Origin of the sequence: Streptomyces sp. NPDC097981 (assembly GCF_040302565.1) — a bacterium.
Lineage (GTDB): Bacteria > Actinomycetota > Actinomycetes > Streptomycetales > Streptomycetaceae > Streptomyces.
On record NZ_JBEORW010000047.1, the window covers coordinates 54,224 to 69,902 of the forward strand.

Consider the following 15,679-nt stretch of genomic DNA (forward strand, 5'->3'; position numbering starts at 1 on the left):
CGACGGTGTCGACGCTCACCCGCCTCGGCCGGCGGGCCCGGCCGATCACCTCAGTCCGCGATCTACGACTTGGGCAGCGTCTCCGCCTGCGCCAGGTCGTCGCCGGAGGCGTCGGCAACGTACAGCTCGGCAGAGGTCTGCGGCATGTTCTCCGCGAACGCAGCGGCTTCCTCCACCTTCTGGTGGAAGGTCATAATCGTACGCAGGTCGTACGCCGCGGCGTCCTCCAGGGTCTGCAGGAGGGCGGTCTGCAGGAGGGCGAGGCGCTGGCCCCGTTGTCGTGGATCGCTGCCCGCGGCTGCCCGTGGCCCAGGATGACGGGCGTGATCCGGTCTCTTCCGCTGGCCCTGCCGGGCGCGCTGGCGGACCACCACCGCATCGACTTGACCGTGCCCAGCTCCAAGGGCTGGGGTGTGCACTTCTTCGATGTCGCCGGCTCAAGAACGGCCCATCCTTCACCGCTGCTGATCGGTGCGCGTGCGGCCTCCCTCGCACCGGACTGCCTGTCGCCGGGTGCCGCGTCGGGTGTAGTGGCCGGGTTCCGAGGAGCCGCTCGGCACCCGCTTCGATCAGCTGCTGTCCGGCACCCTGGCCGACGGTGGCAGCACGGTGACCGGGATGGCCGTGTCGCGCAGCCCCTGGTCTCGGTGCAGCCAGCCACTGACCTGAGTGCCGGTTACCCCAGCGTGGCAGGGAGACCGGCAGCTGCGGCGACCGAGAGGCGGGGCACCGGCGTGGCCTACTTGACCCGCCGGGCGCTGTCCTGGCAGGCCAACCCGGTCGTGGTGGTCGCCTGTGTGGTGCCGCTGACCGGCGGGACGCCGCCCGTCCACCACGGCACGCCGTCGACCGCCGCGGTCGCCGCCATGCCGGCGATCGGCGTCGGCCTGGTGCTGTTCGGCGGCCACGTCTGGGTGTTGTGCACAAGGTGGCATGACTGGGCCGCCCCGGCGTGGCCGCGTGGTCGAGAACCGGCTCTGGCCCGGGTCTTGCGGTGAAGAGATGTGAATGTTTTGGCGAATCCCCTGGCAGGCATCAGGGGGAGCCGTTACCTCGCACGGTGCATCGATATACCGACATCCTCAGGGGTCTGTTCGGCGCCGCAGCCGCAGCCGCAGCCGCAGCCTGAGGTCCCGGAGCCACCCAGACCGACTGCCTGGCACGTCCTGGCCGATGAGTGCCTGCCGGGCTTTCGCGGGCTTCGGCCGAAACACCGAGCCCTGTACATGGCCCTCGCGGTCGCCACGGCGCGACGTACCTCCTGGACCGCTCCACATCCACCGACCGGGCTCGCTCGGACAAGAATGCGGAGGAAGCCGTGGACCGCGAAGGTTCAGCCTTCGTCTCCACCATCACCCCCGTCGACTACGAACTGGACAGGACATGCCCGAAGCCGTCGTGATCGTTCTGGACCGGCCGCTGACCGACCGCGAACAGGCAACCCCTCACCGCCTTGAAGGGGGGGGCAACAAGGCGGCGGTCTGGGCGTGCTTGGAGTCTCTGGGCGGCCGACTTATCGAGTACACGTTCAGTGCCGACCATTACGCGTGCCTGCTCGCCGACGTCGGGCTCCAGCTCCACGGCCACACATCCCTGTCTCTGGACGCGCAGGTGCTGCACGCCCGCAAGACCACCGTCCAGGGCCCGCCGCGGGCCTGACCGCCACGGAGCCAACCACACGGGGCCGCCCCAGCCGACCGCCGCCAGGGACACCCCCCGCATGCCGTCTGGGGCCGCCTCCGGATGCCCCGGCAGGCCGCTGAGGAACCAGGCGCGGCCGCACCGCTGGTTGACGCGCACACGGACACGGACACGGAGATGATCCTGCGGGCATGGGCTGGTCAGACCAGGTCCGGCGATCGCCGGACGGGCACAGCTCGTCGACGATCCAGGCCGCGTCCAGCCGGCGCAGAGACTCGGCAGCGACAGGCAGAGCGCCCAGGCGCTTCTCCAGCACAGACGTCACCACGCACTCTCGATGCTGATGCACAGACCGTGGCCGCGGGGACCGGGAAGTCATCGACACACCCCATCCAACGCCACCACACCGGCCCAGGACACCGCTCACCGGCGCGAACCATACGAATCAACGACCCGCGAAGTATGGGACTAGGCTCTCGGGATGGCCAATGATCTTCGCCTCACGGTCCTGGGTTGCGCGACGCCGTATCCGAGCGTGGACAACCCGTGTTCCGGCTATCTGGTCTCCAGCGGAGGCACGCATGTGTGGATGGATGCAGGCAGCGGGACGCTGGGTCCGCTGCAGCGTCATGCCCGGTTGGATGAGCTGGATGCGATCTGGATCTCGCACCTGCACGCCGATCACAGTGTGGATCTGCTCACCGCGTACTACGGCGCCTTGTATTCGGACGTCCGTCTCACCGCACCGATCCCTCTGTACGGTCCGCCGGGTATCGCCCACCGGCTGGCGGGCTTCCTCACCAACACGTCGGTCCGCAGCCCGATCGAATCCGCCTTCGCGGTCACCGAGTTGTATGACGGCCACCATGTGGACGTCGGCTCGCTCCGGCTGACCAGCCGGTCGGTGGCGCACGGCATCCCGGCCTTCGCGCTGCGCGTCGAGGCTTCGGGGCGGTCGTTGGTCTACTCCGGGGACACCGCACCGTGCGCCGGCCTGACGCAGCTGGCCGACGGATGCGACGCGCTTCTGTGTGAGGCCGAGAGTGCGCAGGCTCCCACCGAAGGTGACCAGGTGCATCACACCCCGGAGGAGGCTGGCGAGACCGCCAGCGCGGCCGGGGCCGGCCGGTTGATCGTCACCCATATCGGCCGGTTCCTCACGCCGCAGCAGGCGGTGGCTCGCGCCTCGGCTTGCTTCGACGGGCCCGTCGACTACGCCGCTCCCGGATCCACCTTCGAGATCGCTCAGGCGGCCGGCACCTCCGAACGTTCGACGAGCTGACCTCGTTCGAAGCGTGCGCCGGCGCGGACGAGCGGGACCAGGTGGGCGCCAGAGATCGAGCGCCATCGAGCCTGGGCGGACTCGACGAGCTTGAACACCATGGCCAGGGCCGCGGCCGGGCTGCCGGCTCCGCGGGTGACCTTGGTGCGGAGCTCGACGGTGGAGAAGGTCGACCCGATGGGTTTCGTGGTCCGCAGGTGGATCCAGTGCTCAGCGGGGAAGTCGTAGGACGCGAGCAGTTCGTCCCGGTCGTCGGTGATCTTCGCGACGGCCTTGGGCCACTCGGCTCCATTGGTCTTCGCGAACGCATCGACAGCCTTCTCGGCATGGGCTCGGTCTTCTGCGTTGTAGATCCCCTGCATCGCCTTCGTCGCCCCGGGCTGGGCGGACTTGGGCAGGCAGTTGGTGGCGTTGCGGGCTTTGTGAACCCAGCACCTTCGCGGCCGGGCAGCGGGGAACACCTTGGTGAGCGCCCGCCAAAGGCCCATGGCGCCGTCGTCGATGAGCAGCTCGGGGTCGCGGTTGCCGCGGCGGCGGCAGTCTCGCAGCAGGTCGGCCCACGACTCGGTGGATTCCCGCAGGCCTTCAGCGAGTGCGATGAACTCCATGGTGCCGTCGAGACGGACGCCGAGCAGGACCAGGACGCACGAGTGTGCCTGGCCGAGGCGGACCTTGGGGTGCACACCGTCGGCCCAGACGTAGCCGCGGTCGGATAGGTCTCGCTGCTGGAAGGCGGCGTGGTCGTCGCTCCACTGCTCGGTCAGCCGAGTGACGACGGCTGCGATGCGCGGGCTCAGCCGTGGTGCGTGCCCCGAGCTGACGTACCGGACGACGCGCCGACCCCGATTGAGCAGATGGACCCGACCGGACACGGCCTGAGTGCGGCCCCGGGCGCCGGCGCGAGTCTGGAGCCATGGCCGAGTCCAGAGTGACCATCCACATTCCCGACGAGCGGGGTCGGCGTCTGGTGACCCACCGGCGCGAGGAACTCGGCCGCGCGACCAGTGAGCGGGATGTCCGGGAGTTCCGCTATCGGGCAGGCATGACCGACGCCGAGGACGGCGACCTCACCGACGTGGCCCTCTTCGACTGGCAGGGCACCGGACCCGAGTCCTTGGCCTGAGCCGTGAAGGCCCTGTGGAACGGCGCGATCTCGTTCGGGCTGGTCAGTTCTCTGAACTGTTAGCGGGCCCCTTCCCCGGGCAGCCGTTCCCAAGAGGTGGCTGGCGAGCGGCTTCCTGAAGAAGGCTGCCACCGTCGAGGAGTTGGCTCGGGAGATCCCCGCGCCCGCCCTGGCGGCGACGGTCCGCCGGTTCAACGGCTTCGCCGAGGAGGGCGTCGACGAGGACTTCGGCCGCGGCGAGAGCGTCTGTGACCGCTACTGCGGCGACCCGACGCTGCCCGACCCGAACCTGGCGCCGATCCCCCGCGATGGCCTTCGCCTGGGCGGCGGTCAACGCCGTCGCGGGCGAGCGGGGCGGCGCAGCCGGAGGCCCCTGACGGAGTCATGTGTTCCGCCGCCGGGCCTCGGGAACATGTGCCCGATACGGCGGTGACGGGGGTGGGGCATGAGAAGGGACGAACGCTGGGCCGTGGTCAACACGGTGCTGTCCTTCGGCGTGTGGGGGACGCTGTTCTGGATCCTGTCGGATCCGGACCTCCAGGGCGTCCGGGAGGCCATCGGCTGGTGGATGGCCGCCATCGCCGTCGCGCCCGTCCTGCTCGGCGTACTGGGCCTGATCATCTTCGACGAGCCCGGGGAAGCCGGCGGCAGCTGCGACTCCGACGGCGTTCACTGGACTCACGGCACGGAAACCTGCGGCAGCGCCCGCTATGGGTGTGGCGGCTGAGGCGGCGGCCCCGGCGCGGGGCGGCCGCCGGGTGGGTGGCCGCCCAGGCGCGCCGGGTAGGCCGTCGGCTTGCGCGGACTGACTCGGTCGGACGTCGCTCACCCGCTTGGTCGGACGGTTTCGCCGCAGAAAGGGCACTGCGTGAAATACGCGCCCTGGGCACGCCAGGGCGCGTAAGCCGGTGTGAGTGCCCTGAAGCAGTTGCGGGCTGGTACCTCTACGTCGTTCGCTGCTCTCGTCGGCTTCGGCCCGTGTGGGCGAGGGCATTGGCGAGCTGGTCGTGAGTCATGGTCGAGCGGCCTTCGATGCCGGCGGCTGTGGCCTTCTCGTACAGCTCGGCCTTCGTGAGCGACATCAGTGGACGGTCAGCGGAGGAACTGCCAGTGGTGGCACGCTTCTTCGCTGCGGGCTTCTTCTCGCCCCGGGCCTTCCGGGCGGCCGGGGTGGCGGCCTTGTCGGCCCAGCGGGCGAGGCGCTCGCCGGTCGCGGCGAGCGCGGTGTCACCGGCGGCGTGGCCGTGGGTGTTTTCAGTGCCTTGAAGTTGTCGAGGTCGACCAGGCAGATGAGGGAGTCACTCTGGTGACGGGCGAGCATGCGCTGGGCGCGGCGCTGGGCTCCGGTGAGGGGGTCTCGGCGTTCGGCCGCGAGGCGCCGGTGGAGCGTGAGCGCGTGGGCCTGCCCCCGGCCCGCTTCCGTGAGCAGCGCCGGGGGGTGGTGAGGGGCGGCGGGCTCACCTGGTGCCGAGCAGACCCGCCCGGTCCCGCAGCCCGAGTGTGTCGAGTCGCCACAGCCGTACGGTCTCGTCCTGCGACGCCGTGGCCAACGTGAGCCCGTCGGGGCTGAAGGCGATGTCCTTGACCGGTTTGACGTGACCGGAGCGGGCCGGGCCGATGGGCAGTCCGTCCGCGGTGTTCCACAGCCGGATCTGCTGCAGGTCCGGACCCGACGTCGTCGCGAGCACGCGCCCGTCCGGGCTGAAGCGGGCCACGGTGTCATCGCTCGGGCTCAGCGACGAGCCGGGCTCGGTGTCGGCCAGCGGGCTGCCGATCCTGCGGCCCTTGCCCGTGTCCCACAGCTGGAGGTCGGAGTAGCCGCGGGTCACCGCCTTGCTCCTCGCCGATCACAAACGCCGGAAGCAACTGGTCCGCTGGACCCACCGCCGGGAGAACCTGCTTTCCGCCTACCGGGCCATCGCCTGCCTCGTCTCCGACCGAAACACCACCGGCTGACACAAACCCCCGGCTCAGGCCCCCACGTCTCCAACGCAATCACGCACCAGCTCGTTACAGCTGGACGGTGGTGCCGGGCTCAAGGCGTTCGATCGGGGTGCCGGTCAGGCCCTTCTCGCCGAGGAGATTGGCGGTGGAGTGCTGGCCGAGGTCGCTGAGCATGAGTTCGTGGATCTGGATGATGCGCTCGGGCTTGACGGTGCGGACGTAGTCGGCGGCTTCGCCGAGCTTTGTCCATGGACCGCTGGTCGGCAGCAGGAGGGTGCGTATGGGAGCGTCGGGCGCGAAGTAGGCGTCGCCGGGGTGGTAAACGGCTCCGTCGTCGAGGAGGTAGCCGACGTTGTCGGGGCACGGGATGTCGGCGTGGATCAGCGCGTGGCGGTGGCCGTGAACGGTGGCGATGATGGAACCGACGCTGAAGGTGTCGCCCGCGGCGACGGCGTGGACGCGGCCGTCGTGGCTGCCGAGGGTGGCTGCGACCGTGGCTGTGCCGTAGACCTGCAGCCTGGGCTGGGCTTCGAGAGCGGCGGCGACGAGCTTTTCGTCGAAGTGGTCGAAGTGTTCGTGGGTGATCAGGACGGCGTGAGCCTGGGTGGCGGCTTCTGCCGCGTCCGGGGTGAGGGTGCCGGGGTCGATGACCAGGCGGGTGCCGTCCTTCTCGATCGTGACGCAGGCATGGGCGTGCTTGGTGAGCTTCACAGCGGGTCCTTTCCGAGCCGACCGAATATCTACAATCGGACTGTACAGTATGGTTGTAGATATCGCGCCGTGAGAGTCGACTGTGACTTGGCTCCGGCACCCCGGCCCTCGCCACGGCGAGGGTCGGGGGTGCTTCTGTGGCACCTAAGCAAACAATGGAGCCAAGGTGTACAGTTTGGTTGATGGGTGCGGGTAAGCTGGCATCATGGACACGGATCGGCTGGCTGAAGAACTTCGCCTGAACATCGGACAGCTCGTACGCGCTGTGCGCACTGCCGACAGGATGCCGCCCGGCGAGGCCGCCGTCCTGGGCTACCTGGACCGCAGCGGCCCGCTGACCACCGCCGATATCGCACAACAGCGGAGAGTCAGTCACCAGTCGGCTGCCAAGGCCGTCAAAGAACTCCTGGCTCAGGGCCTTGTGCATGCCGAAGCGCACCCCAGCGACGGGCGCAAACTGTTGCTCCACCTCACGCCGACGGGGAGTGACCGTCTGGCCGAGGAGCGCAGAAGGCGTGCCGACTGGCTCGGCACCGCGATCAGCGATGTCCTCAGTCGCGATGAACGAAAGACGCTTGAGGCGGCGCTGCCTCTGCTATCACGCCTGACCACACACTTGAATGGCAAGTAGCCCAGGGGCTGTCATTTGGATCATCGAGCGCTGTGCATGGTGAAGTTGCAGGTCACGAGTCTGGTGTGTGTGATGTCCGGGATGCTCATGCTGGTCGCGCACGGATGACTTCGGTGAAGATCGTCGGTCACCGGGAGACTTCGCGCTTGCCGCGCACCGCCACCCGAAGGCCCAGCCCCTCAGCCACCGCCCTGACCTGGACCGGGCCATCGGCGGCCCGCACGATGGCCAGGATCTCGCGGTAGTCGGCGGGCAGGGCGGCCTTCGTCGGGAGCCTCACGGCGGTGTGGGATCAGCAAAACCACCCGTCATGAACGGGGACGTGCATCTGCTGGATCCGTTGGAGCCGACTTTACGTCGTGATCGAAGGCGTCCGGTACGAGGTCGAACCGGCTGTAGCCGACAGTCCGGTCAGCGCGCTGACTGTGGGTGTCGAATGCGTGTACCCCTTCCGGCGTGTCACGGTGCAGAACCGCGTGTGGGACGTGCGGGGTTCGCTGACTGTACGAGATATCTCTCTCCCGTCGTCGTGGCGCCGGTGGCCTTGGAAGGTTGGCCATGTAGTCATGACCGCCTCGCCCCGCCCACCGCACGTCAGTGGCCGACCGGATCCGATGGGCGGGACTGTCGCGCCCGGTGGAGAGTCCGCGGCCTTCGGCCCCTTTTTGCGTGCTCCGGCGGAATGCTGGTGGGCGTGGACGACGGTGGAGTCGACCGAGACGGTCCAGCCGATGTCGTCACCGGCGTCCGCGGCCGCCAGCACGGCGGTCAGGATGTTCTACCAGGTTCCGTCGACGGCCCATCTGATCAGCCGTTTGTGGGCGGTCTGGAACGGGCCGAGCTCGTCGGGCAGGTCCCGCCAGGGCGAGTTGGTGCGGTACTCCCACGCGATGGCCTCGAGCGTTCGGCGGTGATCAGCCCACCGCCGTCCACGGACCGGATTGGCCGGCATCAGCGGCTCGATCCGGCCCCACATCGCATCAGTGATCACTAATCGGGCAGACACATCCGATCAACTGTCCAACCCGTCAAAGAGACACGCGCCAGCCAGGAGACCCGAGCCGGCTGCTCCGGCGGGGCAGTCGGGCCCTGGTCAGATCGTGACCGGGCCGTGGGCGGTGGCGAACTCAACCGAGACCAGGCCCGGTTCCTCATCCCCGACCCAGGTGACGTCGATCTGGTCGAGGGGGTGGTCGGCCGGTTCGCCGAGGAATTCGGCGATGGAGGCGGGGTCGCCGGCGATGGAGACCCCGTGGATGGTGGTGGAGGTGCGCGGGCCGGCGCTCGGGCGCTCCTCGATGGGGACCAACCACTGGAGGAAGTAGGGCAGTTGCGGGTCCTCCAGAAGTTCCAGCAGGCCGATCTGCTTCCACCTCAGGTCGAACCCGTCGGGGCGGACACGGTGGCCCTCGGCCGAGGTGCGGCCGAGGCGGGCCTCGACCGGGGCGATGTCGTCGACGGAGACCACCCAACCGAGCCAGCCGCCGCCCTCGGCGGCGCGACGCGCGACCGCCTGGCCGAAGGGTGCGCGGTCGGCGGCGGGGTGGTCGAGTGTGGTGACGACCTCGACGTAGGTGCCGCCGCTCAACGGGAGAATAAAATTGCGGGTGCCGAATCGCGGGTGCACGCCCCCGTCGACGAACCCGGCGCCGAGGGCCGATCCGATCCACTGGACGGTCGAGACGAAGCTGTCGCGGGCCACCGCATAGGACACGTGATCAAGTCGCACTGAGCCATCATCACCCGGCAACCCGTACAAATCCCGACGCCACGCCCGCCGCCCCGGCCGCGTCCGCCGTGGATTCAGCCGTGGAGCGGATCGATCATCGTCAACCCGGCGGGGGAGGCCCGGTCGAAGCCAGGCAGCAGCGCTGCCGCCTCGTCGAGGCCCACGGCCCGCTCGATCAGCCGCTGCGGGGCGAGTGCTGCTGCCACAGGATTTCGATCCGGCATGCAGCACCATGCTCACCGCACTTCCAAGAGACAGGCTCTAGACCGGCCGCCGCCTCGGCATCCGCCTCATCGATGTTGACGACACTCGCGACGCGTCGGCGGTGGCGTCAATGGTGGCCGAACAGTTCGCCCCTGCCTGCGGGCGTCGGCATCTGCACAACCGGTCTGCGGGAGAGCCGGGAGTCCACCCGGTGGCGGCGATGGAGTGAGCCGATGACCTTTCCGGTGGCGACTTCGACGGCGGCGAAGAGGTGGTCGTGCCGGCACGGACGTAGTCGTGGCTGCGACGTTCAGGAGTGCCCGGGATCATCGGCAGGACCGGCTGGGACCGGTCCAGGGCCTGGATCTGCGACTTCTCGTCCACGCAGAGGATCAAGGCCTTCTCCGGCGGGTCGAGATACAGACCGACAACGTCACGGACCTTGTCGATGAACAGCGGATCCGTCGACAGCTTGAACGTCTGCGACCGGTGCGGGGCCACGGCGAACGACCGCCAGATCCGCGAGACCGTCGGCTGCGACACTCCCGTGGCCGCGGCCATCGACCTCGTCGACCAGTGGGTCGCGTTCTTCGGTGTCTCCTCAAGTGTCGTGACGATGACCCGCTCGACGTCGGCATCGCTGATCCTCCGGGGGCGCCGGGCCGTGGGTCGTTGCACAAGCCGTCCAGTCCCCGCTCGATGAAGCGCCGCCGCCAGGTGCGGACCGTGTCGGGAGTGATCCGCAGCCGGCGGGACACCTCCGTGATCGAGTGGCCTTCGGCGCACTCCAGCACGATCCTGGACCGCTGAGCCAAAGCCTGAGCCGTCGTACGGCGACGTAACCAGCCCTCCAGTACCGTCCGCTGGGCATCAGTGACCGACAACGGCAATCTTCGGACCCGGACGACTCACGCCCGACCAACGACAAATCTCTGACTGCAGGTCAATAGAGGCGGCTGCACTCCTTGCCCACCGATGCGGCGCCGCCAATCCCACCACCATCGATGCAGACCCGGCGGTGTGGGCTGCCGCGAAGGAACGGCTGTGCACCCTCGGCCTGTACGCCGACGCGCTCACGGGCGAGGCCATCGTCGGCCACCCTGACGTAGGCCCGTACGACCGGCTGCTGTGCACCTTCGCCGTCCAGCCCGCCCAGGAACTGCGCCCAGGCGAGCCACTCCAAGGCCCGCACACCCTGATCGGCGGCGCTGCCGGCCCGAGGCTCTTCACAGCGGTGGCCGACCGCGCCGACGGCTGGCTCCCCATCGGCGGCGTCCTGGACGACTACGCCCGGTACCTGTGACGAACCGGTGACGCCGACGCCGCCATCCGTGTCTCCCTTCCTGGTAATTTGGCACACTCTTTCGATCAATTCGTGCTCCACTGGGGGACTTCTCATGCACAAGAACCTGCGCCACAGCCTCATCGCCACCGCTGGCATCGCGGCCGCCCTGGCCCTCACGGCCTGTGGCAGCGACTCCGGCGGCGACAAGGCCGCCACCTCGAAGGACCCGAAGCCGGCCGCGACGCCGAGCAGTCCGTCGGCCGCGTCCAGCTCCGGTGCCGACGCCAAGGGCGGCAGTGTGGAGGGCGGCTGGATCTCGATGGCGAACCCGTCGAAGCCCGTTGTCCTGACCGTCAAGGGCAAGACCGCCGTAGTCGTCGAGGGCGCCTCCGGCTTGACCTGCCAGGGCACCACCGACGGCAAGTCCTTCGACCTCAAGTGCCCGGCGGGCGCACTGCACTCGAAGGGCCAGGTCGCCTCCGCGGGCGCGGCCCAACTGAAGGTCACCTGGCAGGAAGTCGGCACCGAGACCTACCAGAAGAGCGAGCCGGGCAAGCTCCCCACGGGCCTCCCGACCGCCCTCCCGAAGCCCTGACTCACCCCGTACGGTCCCGCGCCCCGGGCGGTCGGGACCGTACGGTGGCGGTGTGCAGCCCACTGGGGGACGACGGGGGATACCGATGCCGGACCGGCACGCGACCCACGCGGTCAGCGTCTTCGCCGCGGACCCCGCCTCGTGACCGGCTGGTGGCACGCCCTGCCGGCCGAGACCCGCGCCGAGGCCGACGGATACGTCCTCAGGGGCCGCCGCCAGGCCACGGCGTTCGCCTCCAGCTCGGCGAGCACGTGCCCGGCCTTCCTCGGCGGCGTCCGCAGCCAGTGACCTGAGTCGTTGATGCGTCGTTTGATATGCATCTGCCAGACCTGTCGGTGGTCGGCGCGTGGCGACGGCCCGAGCATGGGCGCGGCAGGGTCCACACCCGACGGCACCGCCACCGCGTCCTGGGCTGCGGGCGACGGGTGCCGCAGGGCCTGCGCCGTACGGCCGCCCTCGGGGAAGGCCCGGGCAAACGTCCCGGAGCCGGTGCGCGAGTGGCTTCGCATCGGCCGGCAGGTATGGGCAGCGTCGGGCGGCCAGGCCGGGCGACGTCCGCCCGGTGCCCCTTCGGCCCAGGCCAGGAAGATCCGCTCCCGTACCCGGCGCCGTTCCTCCGGCTCGACCCACGCTGCCACGCGCTCGCCCTGTCCCTCAGTTTGTGCAGGTCGGTGATGGGCCGGCTGCAGCGGCTCTCATCCGCCTTCAGGCCCCCCGGCGCCTGCCAAGTCCGCGGGTGCAGTACTCATCGGCGGGCGCGGAGCCGCCTTGAGCGGCCGCTCACAGTGCTCCACCCGCTGATCGAGGTAGATCGCGGCCAAGGGCGTCGAATCATCCTTGGCAAGGTGCAACACATCCGGCTTTGTCCGGGCCCCCGCAACACCCTTGCGGTGATCCGCGCCGCGCCCGCGGCCGTTGTCGTCCTTGTTCCTGAGGCGGGCGAAGCGGGCGGCGCATGCACCCGCCGGTACGGCGGGAAGTCCTTCGGGAGGTTGCCCACTTCACACCGTTGTCGACCACGTAGCGGACCGCGTCCAGTATCACGCGGTGGCAATAGCCCTCCGGACGGCCGCCCCGGCCCTCCAGCCACGCCGGCACCGGCAACGACGCCCGCACCACCTGCCACTCTGCCTCGGTCATGTCCGACGCGTAAGACGGGGCACGGTCCGGCTGGTCCGCAGCATTCCCGAACCTGTGCGCGAGGCAGTCACACGGCCGGGACGGCACATTGGACTCGGCAGGTACGAGCGCGAAAGACTGTGACAACAGGGCCTCCTGGAACAGCTCGGTTGGGATCGCAACCCCGAGCTACCAAGAGGCCCTTCCTTCATGCTCCGACCACGCGAAGATCACCCGAACAGGAACCCTGTTCGACTCATCGAGCCTGCTGAACGGAAAGCGGAAACCTTCTGAGAGATCCTTCCCATCGGGTCCTAAGCTTCGCGGATGACCTGCGAAGAGCTGTGCTGGGAACCGACAGCGGCGCTTCCAGAAGGCGAGCCCGAGACGTCCTTCGGCGGGCGTTGGGAGGACCGGCTCTGATTGAACGTTCCTGGCCCCTTCTACACCGGCAGTACCGACAACTGTTGGACGGGCCGGCTGCACGCACCGCGTCATGTGCTCTACGGTGGCGAGTACTTCGGTGAATATGTGTATCGCCAGCCGGCGACTACGGCCGAGGTCCTGAACCTGGTGACAGCAGCCCAGGAAGATCCGTACCGCGGCTATGCCGGCGACGGCGACAGCCGATGGACACCCGAGGCTGTTCGGGACTGGTGGCGCGACCGTGGGCGGGTCACCGAGTACCTGGAGTCCCTCCTGCCCAGATGGTCGTCCAGCGACAGGCCTGACGAGCGGGAAGCCGCGGAGGGGCTGAGGGACTTTGCCGCCTATATCACTGAAGGGCTCGGCGGGGACCTCCGGCAGTACCTCTTCCGGCTTGAAGAGGGCTGCTACCGGAAGAACTCCGGACCACTGCCTGAGCTCCGATAAGCAATGATGGCCATGGGGTGCTCGGTGCTCTCGCACCTGGACACCCGTGAAGTGGGCTCAGGTGCGAGGTGGCGCGACCTCGATGACCGTGGCCGTGCCACAGCGCGACACGCTCGGATGCTGCCAAGTGCCAAGATTTCCGCCCACTGCTTTCAGTAACTCGACTGCGATCCGTCCAACCAGTCAGCCAGTTGGTTTAGAGGATGTCTCACGTGGTGAGCTTCGTGAGTCTCTTGTAGCAGGTCAGGGCTGCGGCGAGGCCGAGGAAGGCAAGGAAGCGGCTGCCTTTTCGTTCGTACCGGACGGTGAGGCGGCGGTAGCCGAAGAGCCAGGAGATCGACCGCCCGATCTTCCAGCGGTGAACCGACGGTGCGCGGTGGCCGGCGAGACACCGAACGACTCCGGCAGATACCGCCACGCGCACCCGCTCGTCAGCACGTACATCACAGCCGTGAACACCGCCCGCACGTCCACCGGATCAGTACCCCCGCCCTGGGCGGCGTTGGCCCCGCGGTCGCCGCCGCGGGAGAGGCGGTGGCGGTTCGTCCTGCCGCTTGGGGCGGGGACGTCTGTCTCACGGTCTTGTCCCCTGAGGGCCGCTGCCGCTGCCCTTCGGGTCCTCCGCGCTTGCCGCGCGTCGGCAGGCCACCCGATATCGTGGGACAAGCACACTTGACGCGTTCTCAACAACAACGGGTGGGCCATGGTGCAGGAGACACAGCCGGGCACGGTGATCGGTGGCCGGTTCCGCCTCGACGAGGAGCTGGCCCGCGGCGGCTTCGGCATCGTCTGGCGGGCCCACGATCTGGACCTCGACGTCGGTGTCGCCGTCAAGGAGGTGTACCTGCCTCCGGCGACCTCCCCGAAGGAGCACTCCGAACGGTTGGCCCGGGCCCGGCGCGAGGCCCAGAACGCTGCGGCACTGCGCGACCAGCCGTACATCGTCGCTGTCCACGACGTGATCACCGAGGACGACCGGCCGTGGATGGTCATGCGTCTGGTCGACGGGCACTCGCTGGAGCGGCATCTCGAGACCGAGGGACCCCTGCCAGTGGAGACCGCGGCCCATGCCGCCCGCTGCCTGCTGCAGGCCTTAGCAGCGGCTCACGGCGCGGGAATCATCCATCGTGACGTCAAACCCGCCAACGTCATGCTCGCCGACGACGAGTTCCTGCTCACCGACTTCGGCATCGCCGTCCACTCCACCGACACTTCCCTAACCACAACCGGCGCGTTCATCGGCTCCCTGGAGTACGTCGCCCCCGAGCGCGCCAACGGTGCCGAGGACCACCCGGCCAGCGACCTGTTCTCGCTCGGGGCGACGCTCTACCAGGGTGTCGAAGGGACCTCACCTTTTCGCCGAGCGAATCCCACCGCCACCCTGACTGCCCTCCTGACCGAGCCGCCCCCGCCCCCGCAGCATGCGGGGCGCCTGGAGCCACTGATCACCGCGCTGCTCGAGAAAGACCCGGACCAACGGCCCACAGTGACAGAGGCGCTGGCGCTGCTCGACGTGCTGGAAAGTACGACGACCGCGTCGGAGAAAACGACCGAGGTGGTCAGGCGCGTCCCGAAGCCGACGAAGGTGGAGGTCCGCGCCACGGCCTCGGCCCGTAAGCGCGCAGACGAGCAGGGCATCGATCTCCCCACGGTCAAGGGAACCGGCCCCGGCGGGGTCATCACCGTCCAGGACGTCTATACCGCCGAGGGCAAGTCGGCGAAGGGGACGCTGTCCGGGTTCATCGCCAAGGTCATGGGCGGCACAGTGATCCTGGGTGTGTTGGCGGTCATCGTCCACATTTTCGATCCTGACGAGACGTGGGCACTGACCGGGCCGGATGTCGTGGTGATCCTGGTCATGGTTGGCATCTGCGCATGGCTGGAGTTCGGCCAGTCAGAGGGCTGAGGTCTTCTCGCCAGCGCGACGGTTGCGTCGCGTGAGGACGTGGAGTAGAGCGCGGCTGACCCGAGCTCAGAATTAGGGGATGTCTCGCTTGGTGCATCGGGGGTGCGGCATGATGCTGCACCGTGAGGGGGTTGATCTCTCGCGTCGGCTGGTTCCGGAGGAACTGTGGGAGCTGACGGCTCCGTCGATGCCGAGGTTCACGTCCCGTCCGCAGGGCGGGGGTACTGCTCCGGTGGACGTGCGGGCGGTGTTCACGGCTGTGGTGTACGTGCTGACGAGCGGGTGCGCGTGGCGGTATCTGCCGGGGTCGTTCGGTGTCTCGCCGGCCACCGCGCACCGTCGGTTCACCGCGTGGACCGAGGCCGGGCTGTGGCGCAGGCTGCACCGGGCGGTGCTGGACGCGCTAGGTGCCAGGGGCGAGCTGGACTGGACGTCCGCGATCGTCGATGCCGCGTCGGTGCGGGCGAAAAGGGGGCTCGCTGACCGGGCCGAATCCGGTCGATCGCCGTAAGAAGGGCAGCAAACTACACGTGCTTTCCGAGGCCTAAGGGTTGTCCCGTAAATGATCTTCGAGTGGCCTCGGGCATGGCGGGCTGCCGTGCGGCCTGCTCGCTTATCCGGCGAGGGTGAGGTTGT

At 68.9% G+C, this 15,679-nt stretch carries 19 protein-coding genes and 7 pseudogenes; 13 read left to right on the plus strand and 13 right to left on the minus strand.

Annotated elements, in window-relative coordinates:
• Positions 1-65: 65 nt before the first annotated feature.
• Positions 66-284, minus strand: a pseudogene (locus ABTY04_RS41260) (hypothetical protein); the annotation flags it as partial.
• A gap of 450 nt (positions 285-734) precedes the next feature.
• On the opposite strand from ABTY04_RS41260, the gene ABTY04_RS33175 reads away from it, so the two are divergent.
• The 3 genes from ABTY04_RS33175 to ABTY04_RS33185 all read left to right on the plus strand — a co-directional run bounded on the left by ABTY04_RS33175 (position 735) and on the right by ABTY04_RS33185 (position 2,923).
• Positions 735-998, plus strand: a complete 264-nt coding sequence (locus ABTY04_RS33175) for a hypothetical protein (protein WP_352217153.1) — start codon at positions 735-737, stop codon at positions 996-998.
• A gap of 385 nt (positions 999-1,383) precedes the next feature.
• On the plus strand, positions 1,384-1,659 hold the full coding sequence (locus ABTY04_RS33180) for a hypothetical protein (RefSeq protein WP_352217154.1): 276 nt from the start codon (positions 1,384-1,386) through the stop codon (positions 1,657-1,659).
• A gap of 463 nt (positions 1,660-2,122) precedes the next feature.
• Positions 2,123-2,923, plus strand: coding sequence for an MBL fold metallo-hydrolase (locus tag ABTY04_RS33185; RefSeq protein ID WP_352217155.1), 801 nt, complete (start codon positions 2,123-2,125; stop codon positions 2,921-2,923).
• Here the strand turns inward: ABTY04_RS33185 and ABTY04_RS33190 are convergent.
• Positions 2,887-3,705: pseudogene (locus ABTY04_RS33190) on the minus strand (IS256 family transposase); the annotation flags it as partial. The gene ABTY04_RS33185 and the pseudogene ABTY04_RS33190 overlap by 37 nt on opposite strands.
• Positions 3,706-3,836: 131 nt before the next feature.
• Between ABTY04_RS33190 and ABTY04_RS33195 the strand changes: the two are divergent.
• Together ABTY04_RS33195 and ABTY04_RS33200 are read left to right on the plus strand one after the other, a co-directional pair.
• Positions 3,837-4,046 (plus strand): hypothetical protein, encoded by a 210-nt coding sequence (locus ABTY04_RS33195; RefSeq protein WP_352217156.1) that lies wholly within the window; start codon positions 3,837-3,839, stop codon positions 4,044-4,046.
• A 445-nt stretch (positions 4,047-4,491) separates the two neighbouring features.
• Positions 4,492-4,773: a hypothetical protein gene (locus tag ABTY04_RS33200; RefSeq protein WP_352217157.1), complete on the plus strand. Its 282-nt coding sequence runs from the start codon at positions 4,492-4,494 to the stop codon at positions 4,771-4,773.
• A gap of 217 nt (positions 4,774-4,990) precedes the next feature.
• Here ABTY04_RS33200 and ABTY04_RS33205 read toward each other — a convergent pair whose 3' ends face one another.
• Together ABTY04_RS33205 and ABTY04_RS33210 are read right to left on the minus strand one after the other, a co-directional pair.
• On the minus strand, positions 4,991-5,128 hold the full coding sequence (locus ABTY04_RS33205) for a hypothetical protein (protein ID WP_352217158.1): 138 nt from the start codon (positions 5,126-5,128) through the stop codon (positions 4,991-4,993).
• A 375-nt stretch (positions 5,129-5,503) separates the two neighbouring features.
• Complete coding sequence (locus ABTY04_RS33210; protein ID WP_352217159.1) at positions 5,504-5,875, minus strand: WD40 repeat domain-containing protein; 372 nt, start codon at positions 5,873-5,875, stop codon at positions 5,504-5,506.
• Positions 5,876-5,885: 10 nt separating this feature from the next.
• Here ABTY04_RS33210 and ABTY04_RS33215 point away from each other — a divergent pair.
• Positions 5,886-6,002 (plus strand): annotated as a pseudogene (locus ABTY04_RS33215) (transposase family protein); the annotation flags it as partial.
• A 54-nt stretch (positions 6,003-6,056) separates the two neighbouring features.
• Here the strand turns inward: ABTY04_RS33215 and ABTY04_RS33220 are convergent.
• Positions 6,057-6,701, minus strand: a complete 645-nt coding sequence (locus ABTY04_RS33220; RefSeq protein ID WP_352217160.1) for an MBL fold metallo-hydrolase — start codon at positions 6,699-6,701, stop codon at positions 6,057-6,059.
• A gap of 205 nt (positions 6,702-6,906) precedes the next feature.
• Here ABTY04_RS33220 and ABTY04_RS33225 point away from each other — a divergent pair, with 205 nt between their 5' ends.
• Positions 6,907-7,332, plus strand: coding sequence for a MarR family winged helix-turn-helix transcriptional regulator (locus ABTY04_RS33225; protein WP_352217161.1), 426 nt, complete (start codon positions 6,907-6,909; stop codon positions 7,330-7,332).
• Positions 7,333-7,459: 127 nt separating this feature from the next.
• Here the strand turns inward: ABTY04_RS33225 and ABTY04_RS33230 are convergent, their stop codons facing one another.
• From ABTY04_RS33230 to ABTY04_RS33250, 5 genes and pseudogenes are all read right to left on the minus strand, one after another.
• Positions 7,460-7,612, minus strand: coding sequence for a hypothetical protein (locus tag ABTY04_RS33230; RefSeq protein WP_352217162.1), 153 nt, complete (start codon positions 7,610-7,612; stop codon positions 7,460-7,462).
• 378 nt (positions 7,613-7,990) lie between these two features.
• Positions 7,991-8,338, minus strand: a pseudogene (locus ABTY04_RS33235) (transposase); the annotation flags it as partial.
• Positions 8,339-8,425: 87 nt separating this feature from the next.
• Positions 8,426-9,061 carry a VOC family protein gene (locus tag ABTY04_RS33240; protein WP_352217163.1) on the minus strand — a complete coding sequence of 212 codons (636 nt, stop codon included), beginning with the start codon at positions 9,059-9,061 and terminating at the stop codon, positions 8,426-8,428.
• A gap of 74 nt (positions 9,062-9,135) precedes the next feature.
• Positions 9,136-9,267: a hypothetical protein gene (locus tag ABTY04_RS33245; RefSeq protein WP_352217164.1), complete on the minus strand. Its 132-nt coding sequence runs from the start codon at positions 9,265-9,267 to the stop codon at positions 9,136-9,138.
• A 206-nt stretch (positions 9,268-9,473) separates the two neighbouring features.
• A pseudogene (locus ABTY04_RS33250) lies at positions 9,474-10,080 on the minus strand (IS630 family transposase); the annotation flags it as partial.
• Between the two features lie 203 nt (positions 10,081-10,283).
• Between ABTY04_RS33250 and ABTY04_RS33255 the strand changes: the two are divergent.
• The 3 genes from ABTY04_RS33255 to ABTY04_RS33265 all read left to right on the plus strand — a co-directional run bounded on the left by ABTY04_RS33255 (position 10,284) and on the right by ABTY04_RS33265 (position 11,433).
• A complete protein-coding gene (locus ABTY04_RS33255; protein ID WP_352217165.1) occupies positions 10,284-10,568 on the plus strand; it encodes a hypothetical protein in 285 nt (94 codons plus the stop codon).
• 94 nt (positions 10,569-10,662) lie between these two features.
• Positions 10,663-11,145 carry a hypothetical protein gene (locus tag ABTY04_RS33260; protein WP_352217166.1) on the plus strand — a complete coding sequence of 161 codons (483 nt, stop codon included), beginning with the start codon at positions 10,663-10,665 and terminating at the stop codon, positions 11,143-11,145.
• 141 nt (positions 11,146-11,286) lie between these two features.
• Complete coding sequence (locus tag ABTY04_RS33265) at positions 11,287-11,433, plus strand: hypothetical protein (protein WP_352217167.1); 147 nt, start codon at positions 11,287-11,289, stop codon at positions 11,431-11,433.
• 543 nt (positions 11,434-11,976) lie between these two features.
• Here ABTY04_RS33265 and ABTY04_RS41265 read toward each other — a convergent pair.
• Positions 11,977-12,285, minus strand: coding sequence for a transposase (locus ABTY04_RS41265; protein ID WP_502996768.1), 309 nt, complete (start codon positions 12,283-12,285; stop codon positions 11,977-11,979).
• A 477-nt stretch (positions 12,286-12,762) separates the two neighbouring features.
• Here ABTY04_RS41265 and ABTY04_RS33275 point away from each other — a divergent pair, with 477 nt between their 5' ends.
• The gene (locus tag ABTY04_RS33275) at positions 12,763-13,137 is read left to right on the plus strand and encodes a hypothetical protein (RefSeq protein WP_352217168.1); all 375 of its coding nucleotides are present in this window, start codon (positions 12,763-12,765) and stop codon (positions 13,135-13,137) included.
• Positions 13,138-13,345: 208 nt separating this feature from the next.
• On the opposite strand, the pseudogene ABTY04_RS33280 reads toward ABTY04_RS33275, so the two are convergent.
• Both ABTY04_RS33280 and ABTY04_RS33285 read right to left on the minus strand, forming a co-directional pair.
• A pseudogene (locus ABTY04_RS33280) lies at positions 13,346-13,495 on the minus strand (IS5/IS1182 family transposase); the annotation flags it as partial.
• Positions 13,496-13,551: 56 nt separating this feature from the next.
• Positions 13,552-13,923 (minus strand): annotated as a pseudogene (locus ABTY04_RS33285) (hypothetical protein); the annotation flags it as partial.
• On the opposite strand from ABTY04_RS33285, the gene ABTY04_RS33290 reads away from it, so the two are divergent.
• Both ABTY04_RS33290 and ABTY04_RS41270 read left to right on the plus strand, forming a co-directional pair.
• Entirely contained in the window at positions 13,868-15,043 is a 1,176-nt protein-coding gene (locus tag ABTY04_RS33290) for a protein kinase domain-containing protein (RefSeq protein WP_352217169.1), read from the plus strand. The pseudogene ABTY04_RS33285 and the gene ABTY04_RS33290 overlap by 56 nt on opposite strands.
• 109 nt (positions 15,044-15,152) lie before the next feature.
• Positions 15,153-15,554: a transposase gene (locus tag ABTY04_RS41270; protein ID WP_502996769.1), complete on the plus strand. Its 402-nt coding sequence runs from the start codon at positions 15,153-15,155 to the stop codon at positions 15,552-15,554.
• Positions 15,555-15,679 lie beyond the last annotated feature (125 nt).

What these genes read in the sequence shown, in the direction of transcription:
- ABTY04_RS33195 (WP_352217156.1), top strand. Translation starts at nt 3,837, where the DNA reads ATGGCCGAGTCCAGAGTGACCATCCACATTCCCGACGAGCGGGGTCGG.
- ABTY04_RS33200 (WP_352217157.1), top strand. Translation starts at nt 4,492, where the DNA reads ATGAGAAGGGACGAACGCTGGGCCGTGGTCAACACGGTGCTGTCCTTC.
- ABTY04_RS33260 (WP_352217166.1), top strand. Translation starts at nt 10,663, where the DNA reads ATGCACAAGAACCTGCGCCACAGCCTCATCGCCACCGCTGGCATCGCG.
- ABTY04_RS33205 (WP_352217158.1), bottom strand. Translation starts at nt 5,128, where the DNA reads ATGTCGCTCACGAAGGCCGAGCTGTACGAGAAGGCCACAGCCGCCGGC.
- ABTY04_RS33225 (WP_352217161.1), top strand. Translation starts at nt 6,907, where the DNA reads ATGGACACGGATCGGCTGGCTGAAGAACTTCGCCTGAACATCGGACAG.
- ABTY04_RS33180 (WP_352217154.1), top strand. Translation starts at nt 1,384, where the DNA reads ATGCCCGAAGCCGTCGTGATCGTTCTGGACCGGCCGCTGACCGACCGC.
- ABTY04_RS41270 (WP_502996769.1), top strand. Translation starts at nt 15,153, where the DNA reads ATGATGCTGCACCGTGAGGGGGTTGATCTCTCGCGTCGGCTGGTTCCG.
- ABTY04_RS41265 (WP_502996768.1), bottom strand. Translation starts at nt 12,285, where the DNA reads ATGACCGAGGCAGAGTGGCAGGTGGTGCGGGCGTCGTTGCCGGTGCCG.
- ABTY04_RS33185 (WP_352217155.1), top strand. Translation starts at nt 2,123, where the DNA reads ATGGCCAATGATCTTCGCCTCACGGTCCTGGGTTGCGCGACGCCGTAT.